This is a genomic window from Chloroflexota bacterium, from assembly GCA_038040195.1.
In the GTDB taxonomy this organism is placed as follows: domain Bacteria; phylum Chloroflexota; class Limnocylindria; order QHBO01; family QHBO01; genus DASTEQ01.
This window is the reverse complement of sequence record JBBPIR010000007.1, coordinates 49,196-56,290: the sequence shown is the minus strand read 5'-3', so window position 1 is coordinate 56,290 and position 7,095 is coordinate 49,196. Positions and strand designations below refer to the sequence as shown.

The window sequence follows — 7,095 nt, the reverse complement described above, 5'->3', positions numbered from 1 at the left end:
ACCCCGGCACCATGTCGCCGTACCAGCACGGCGAGGTCTTCGTGACCGATGACGGGGCGGAGACCGATCTCGACCTGGGTCACTACGAGCGGTTCATCGACGAGAACCTGTCCCAGGCCAGCAACGTCACCACGGGCCGCGTGTACCAGTCGGTCATCGCCAAGGAGCGACGGGGCGACTACCTGGGCGGAACGGTGCAGGTCATCCCCCACATCACGAACGAGATCAAGGAACGCATCGCGCGGGTCGCCCGGGAAGGGACCGGCAGCGTGGCCACCAGCGGCATCGCCTCGCACGGGGTGGTCGTGGTCGAGGTCGGGGGCACGGTCGGCGATATCGAGTCACTGCCGTTCCTGGAAGCCATTCGTCAGATGCGCAAGGACGTCGGCCGGCGCAACGTCCTGTATGTCCACGTCACCTGGCTGCCGCAGATCGGCGCCACCGGTGAGGTCAAGACCAAGCCCACCCAGCACTCGGTGAAGGAGCTGCGGGGGATCGGGATCCAACCCGACGTCATCGTCCTGCGCAGCGACGAGCCGATCGAGGACGACATCCTGGACAAGGTCAGCCTGTTCACCGATGTTGACGTCCATGCCGTCATCCCGCTCCGGACCGCGCGCAGCATCTACGAGGTCCCGCTCCTGCTCGAACGGGCCGGTCTCGGCAAGCTCATTACCCATGAGCTCGACCTTCCCACCACCGAGCCGGACCTGTCCGACTGGCAGGAGCTGGTGGCGCGCATCCGAGCTCCCCGGCCCGAAGTCGAGATTGCCATCGTCGGCAAGTACACCGAGCTGCCCGATGCCTACATCAGCGTCAGCGAGGCGCTGAAGCACGCGGGGCTCCACCACCGGGTCGACGTCAAAGTGCGCTGGATCGGCGCCGAGCACTTCGAGCGGATCGAGCCCGACGAGGTGGCCCGTGAGCTGGAGGGCGTGGCCGGCGTGCTGGTCCCGGGTGGGTTCGGCTACCGCGGCGTGGAAGGCATGATCCGCGCCATCCGCTGGGCCCGCGAGCAGCAGGTTCCGTTCCTCGGCCTGTGTCTGGGCCTCCAGTGCGCGGTCATCGAGTTTGCCCGCATGGCGCTGGGGACCGAGGACGCCAACAGCAGCGAGTTCAATGTCTTCACCGAGCATCCAGTGATCGACCTCATGCCCGACCAGGCCGATGTGACCGAGAAGGGCGGGACCATGCGCCTGGGCCTCTACCCGGCCCGGCTGGAGGAGAACTCCCGGGTGCGCGACACGTACGGCGCCGAGGTGGTGTACGAGCGTCATCGGCACCGCTTCGAGGTCAACAATGCGTACCGCGAGCGGCTGGGCGAGGCGGGCATGCGATGGAGCGGCGTGAGCCCCGATGAACGGCTGGTGGAGTTCATCGAGCTCCGCGACCACCCGTGGTTCGTCGCCACCCAGGCCCATCCCGAGCTCAAGAGCCGACCCAACCGCCCCCATCCGCTGTTCCGTGACTTCGTGGGCGCCGCGGCCGCTCGCCTCGGGCTGCCGACCGCAGCGACCGAGGTGGGCGTCGAGGCATCAGGCCCGGCCAAGGGACAGCGACGAGGTCCGCGCAAGACCCGCGCCGCGGCCGGGGCCAGCACCGGCGAGACCTGACCGGATCGGTGACCCGTACCGCTCCGCGGCGCGGCACGACCCGACGCCGGGCCACCGGCGCGTTCGACCAGGCCGCCTATGAAGACGAGGTCGAGGCCTTCTCGGCCGAACAGGGCGAGGCCCAGTACGCCAACCTGGCCGGGTTCCGCGCCGAACTTGACATGGCGCCGGTCTACCGCCGGCACGCGGGCCTGTTCTCCGAGGACGCGATCGACGGGCTGCGCCAGGCGGCCGCGGGCACGAACGCGTCGGCCCGCCGAGCCCACCGCCTGCTCGGATTCGCGGTCCAGGGCCATCTCGAGCAGTCGGTGGCGGACATCTCGGACCGCATCGCGGTCGCCGAGACCACCGCGGCCGTCATGTGGCGCGGGGAGCGGATCGGGTATCGCCAGGTCCCGATCCGGGTGGCGGACATCAGCGACCGAGGCGAGCGCAACGCGCTCGACGAGCGCTACCGGCTGGCGGTCGAGGCCATCAACCCGATGCGCGAGGAGCGCTGGGCCCGCCTCCATGCCCAGGCTCAGGCCCTGGGCGCGGCCGATTACGTGGACCTCATCCGCGACGCGGTCGGCCTGGACCCGGATGCCGTGGCCGCCGGCGCCGCAGCCTTCCTGACCGATTCGGAGACGATCTACTACGCCGCCCTACGGCGCTACCTGGCCCTGATCGAGATCGAGGGCGGAGATGCCAGCGTTGCGGATCTCGCCCACCTGCTGCGGGGCCGCGGCTGGGACCAGCACTTCGAGTCGACCCGCTTGATGCCGGTCCTGGTCGAAACCCTGGCGCGGCTGGGCATTGACCTCGGCACCCAGCCCGGGATCACGCTCGACCTCGAGCCGCGGGCGGCCAAGTCGTCCCGGGCATTCTGCGTCCCGATCCGGGTGCCGGGTGACGTGCGGCTCGTCGTCCAGCCCCGGGGCGGGCACGACGATTACGGTGGCGCGCTCCACGAGATGGGTCATCTCCAGCATTTCGCACACATCAATCCCAAGCTGGCCCCGGCGGACCGCCTTGTCGGCGACGAGAGCGTGACCGAGGGCTGGGCGTTCCTGTTCCAGTACCTGGTCGCCGACCCCGACTGGCTGGGGGATGAGCTGCGCATGCCGGCCGACGGCATCGGCGGCTGGCTCGATTTCGAGGCCTTCCGCAAGCTCTTTTTCCTGCGCCGCTACACCGCCAAGCTGTTGTACGAGCTGCGACTCCATCGCGGCGGGGCGTGGGCGGTGCACCGGGCCGAGTACGCCGGCCTGCTGGGCATGATGACCGGGGTCATCACTCCCGAAGCCAATTACCTGGCGGACGTGGATGACGGCCTATATGCCGCGAAATACCTTCGCGCCTGGCTGCTGGAAGGGAGCCTGTCGACCGCTCTCCGCGATCGGTTCGGCCCCGCCTGGTGGCGCGCGACGGACGCCGGCGACCTCCTCCGCTCCATGTGGCGCGCCGGGCTAGGACCATCTGCCGAGGAGGTGGTTGCCTCACTCGGGTATGATCATCTCGATTGGCGGCCGGTCCTGCGCCAGATCCGCGCGCAGCTGATCGGCGAGATGAGTGGCTACGGCGGGCCGAACATTACGACCCGAGCCGGGAGCCGCAAGGTCTGACCGGACGCCGACCTCAACCCCACCCGGAGCCCGCAGCGGCCGTTCGGCCCGCCTTGCGCCCCGGTACCCCTTGACGGAGACCTATTCCCCATGAATGACGAATCCCGCCAGCCCCGACGCGGACGCCCGCGCCGTCGACCCGACGGAGGGGGGCCACGCCGCCACGGCGGCGCACCGCGCGGAAACTTCCAGCGCCGGCGCGATTTCGGCCCCGGCTATGCATCGGTCTATGCGGGTGGCTACCCGCAGGGCGCCGACGAAGAGCCGGCCCTGACCCTCGGGGAGCTGCAGGAGAAGTCGGTCGACGAGCTCCGCGAGCTGGCCACCGAATACGGCATCGAAGCCGATGGCCTCGAGCACTCGGACCTGGTGCTGAAGCTCCTTGACGCGGTACCGCTGGCCCAGGCCACGCACCGCGAGGAGGTCGTGGCCGGCGAGGTGTCCGGCATCCTCGAGATCGTGGACGAAGGCTTTGCCTTCCTGCGCCGCCACGGCGTCATGCCCTCGCCGGATGACATCTACGTGTCATCGAGCATCGTCCGTCGTTTCGGCCTGCGCACCGGCGACCGGGTTGTGGGGCTCAGCCGCGCCCCTAAGGACCAGGAGAAGTACTGGGGCCTGGCGCGGGTCGACACGGTCAACGAGATCGATCCCGAGCTCGCCCGCCGGCGGCCGAACTTCGACTCGCTGGTGCCGGTCTTCCCCGATGAGATGTTCAACCTGGAGACCGACCAGAAGAACCTCACCCAGCGGCTGATCAACCTGATCGCCCCCATCGGCAAGGGCCAGCGCGGCCTGATCCTGTCGCCTGCCAAGGCCGGCAAAACGACGGTGCTCAAGAACATTGCGCACGGCATTACCGACAACCATCCCGACGCGCTGCTCATGGTCGCCCTCATCGGCGAACGGCCCGAGGAAGTCACCGACATGCAGCGCTCGGTGCAGGGCGAGATCTACGCCTCCACCTTCGACGAGCCGACCGAGAACCACACCCGTGTGGCGGAGATGACCCTGGAGATCGCCAAGCGGCAGGTGGAGACCGGGCGCGACGTGATTATCCTGCTCGACTCGATCACTCGCCTGGCCCGTGCCTACAACCTGGCCCTGCCGGCATCGGGCAAGACCCTGTCGGGTGGCGTGGACCCGGCGGCGCTGTACCCGCCCAAGCGCTTCTTCGGTGCGGCGCGGAACATCGAAGGCGGCGGCAGCCTGACCGTCATCGCCACCTGCCTGGTGGACACCGGTTCGCGGATGGACGACGTCATCTACGAGGAGTTCAAGGGGACCGGCAACATGGAGCTCGTGCTCGACCGCAAGCTGAGCGAGAAGCGGATCTTCCCGGCCCTCGACGTTCTGCGCTCCGGCACCCGCCGCGAGGAGCTGCTCCTGGACGAGAACACGCTGAAGATGATCTGGACCATGCGCCGCATGCTGAGCGCGGTCGGCCCCAACGAGGGGATCGAGCTGCTCATGCAGCGTTTGGGCAAGACGAAGAACAACTCCGAGTTCCTGGTCTCCCTCTCCAAGAGCGTCGAGGCTTCCGAGGGCCGATGAGGCCGCTTAGCGGCCTCCGGGACTCCCACCTCCGGGCATCCACAACCCTCGCTGCCGGCCTGGTCCTGGTCCTGGCGGCCTGCGCCCCAAGTTCGGCGAGCCTACCGGCTTCCGCGCCTGGGCCGTCAGCGAGTCCCTCGGCCGTGCCGGAGCCCGGCACCATCTTCGGCCGGGTGGTCCCGGCTCCGGGATCTGACAGCCGCATCTACGGCCCCAACCCGGCGGCGATCGTGGTGGCCATCGATCCCGGTCATGGGGGTTGCCTGGACTGGGGCGTGCCGAATCCGTACGACAACCGGGTGGAGCGCTCCGAGAAGGCATTGACGCTGGCGATCTCGTTGGCGCTTCGCGACCAGCTGGAGGCGGAGGGCGTCACGGTGGTCATGACCCGCCAGGCCGACGTGGCCCTGGCTGGCGACCTGTATCCCGACCTCGGCTGCCACGGCGAGGCGTTCAGCGACGTCAACGGCGACGGGTATGCCGGGTTCGGCTCCCTGTTTCCCGAGGGGACCCGCACCCGGGACGAGCTGGCGGCTCACATCGACCTCGTCAACCTGGCGCGCGCTGACGTCCTGCTCAGCATTCACATCAACTCCTTGACCCAGGACGGGGTCGTGCTCGAGATTGCGGCCACCGAGACGTTCTGGACCGATGAGACGCCGTGGGGCGTCCCCCTTTCCCAGCGCCTGGCGACCCTGGTCCAGGAGGAGGTCGTGACGGCCCTGAGTGGGGTGGCCCCCTACGTCCGGCAGGACCGCGGGATCGACGCGGTGAACTACTACGTCATCGCCCCGGCGACCGAGACCGGCGATCCGCGGGAGCCGCGGCGCGGCATCCTGATGCCGGGCGTGCTGGCCGAGGTCGGGTCGATGTCGCTGGCCGCCGAGGCCGACCTGTTGGCCACCCGGGACGCCCAGGAGGCGATCGCAGGGGCCCTGGTCGACGCGCTCACCGCGTGGTTCGCGGATCGTTTCCTCGCGGTCCGCTTGGACTTGCTGGCTCCGGGTGGCTCGGCGGGGCTGCCGCCCGAGGTTGAGCCCGGTGAGGGACCGATGTACTGGCCGACGGTCGTGGGCGACCTCGCACGGGCGGGCATCCGCGTCACCAACACCGGCTCCGATCCATGGCCCGTCGGCGTGCAGCTGCTCGCCGGATGGGCTCCCACGGCCGAACCGTATCTGGCCCGACCACCGCGACTGGCGCCGCTTGATGTCGAGGTCCCGGCGCTGGCGCCGGGCGAGTCGGTGGACCTCGAGCTTCGGCTGCCGGATCCGCCGTCGGGAGTCCGGGCGGTGGCATGGATTACGGTGCAGGTGGGCAACGCCGTCCTCTCCGATCTCGGGGCGCCGGCGTTGCAGCTCGACACCGGACCGTCGTAAGGGTTGACCCGCCTTTGATCCGCTTGCTAGGATCGGCCGGCACGACGCCGTTCTCCATGCCCCTGCGGTCCGCCAGGATCGCTCCCTGGCGTCGAGTTGTTCATTGGGAACACGCGCAGGAGCCAGCGCTATTGGTTGAACCGACCCGGCCGGTGCGCCGCCGGATTCGCGCCATTCGTGCGTTCCTGGCCCGCGGCGTCCTCCACCTGCTGGTGGTGGTGCTGGTGGTGGGTAGTGGCACGCTGGGAGCCTTGAGCGCCCAAGGCGCGCTGACCCCGGATTTGACCACGATTCGGGTGGTGGTCCCGGCGCGCGGAGCCGTCTCGGAGCAGATGGCGGCCGTCCAGGACGGGCAGATCACCATCGAACTTCAGCCGCCGACCGGGGCGGAGGCCGTGGATGTCACGGATGGCACCCGCGTCCTTTCCACTCCGGCCCCCGAGCCGGTGGCCGCCATCCCGCTGCCGGCGCCGCCTCCCGTCCGGTCGGGGTCGGCGGGGACCTCGCTGCCGTGGGCCGGTCCCACGGGCTACGTGGACGGTGACGGCTCGCTGACCTGGCCCGTGCCGGGCGGATATGTGTCGCAGTACTTCTGGGGCGGTCACCAGGCCGTCGACATCGCCCACGCCTACGGCGGGGCGGTCCTCGCCGCCGATACCGGCACCGTGGTTTCCGCGGGCTGGCAGAACAACGGTGGCGGCCTGGTCGTCACCATTCAGCATTCCGATGGCCGCGTGACCGGCTACAACCACCTCGGTGCGGTCCTGGTCAGCGCGGGACAGGGCGTGATCCGGGGTGAGCAGATCGCGACCGTGGGGTGCACCGGCATCTGCACCGGACCCCACGTCCACTTCGTGGTCATCGTCAACGGCGTCCAGGTCAACCCGCTCCGCTACCTGTAGACGAGATCGGCCCCTGGCCCGTTCGCTCCATATGATCGGGGCA

The 7,095-nt window shown here is 69.5% G+C and carries 5 protein-coding genes; all 5 read left to right on the top strand.

The window, feature by feature from the left end; genetic code table 11:
* Positions 1-1,613, top strand: a 1,613-nt coding sequence (locus AABM41_08455) for a CTP synthase (GenBank protein MEK6192338.1), incomplete at its 5' end; no start/stop codon positions are given.
* Positions 1,614-1,621: 8 nt separating this feature from the next.
* Positions 1,622-3,217 (top strand): hypothetical protein, encoded by a 1,596-nt coding sequence (locus AABM41_08450; protein MEK6192337.1) that lies wholly within the window; start codon positions 1,622-1,624, stop codon positions 3,215-3,217.
* 270 nt (positions 3,218-3,487) lie between these two features.
* Complete coding sequence (gene rho, locus AABM41_08445; GenBank protein MEK6192336.1) at positions 3,488-4,771, top strand: transcription termination factor Rho; 1,284 nt, start codon at positions 3,488-3,490, stop codon at positions 4,769-4,771.
* A gap of 143 nt (positions 4,772-4,914) precedes the next feature.
* The gene (locus AABM41_08440) at positions 4,915-6,150 is read left to right on the top strand and encodes an N-acetylmuramoyl-L-alanine amidase (GenBank protein ID MEK6192335.1); all 1,236 of its coding nucleotides are present in this window, start codon (positions 4,915-4,917) and stop codon (positions 6,148-6,150) included.
* A gap of 131 nt (positions 6,151-6,281) precedes the next feature.
* Entirely contained in the window at positions 6,282-7,052 is a 771-nt protein-coding gene (locus AABM41_08435) for a M23 family metallopeptidase (GenBank protein MEK6192334.1), read from the top strand.
* The last annotated feature ends 43 nt before the right edge of the window (positions 7,053-7,095 follow it).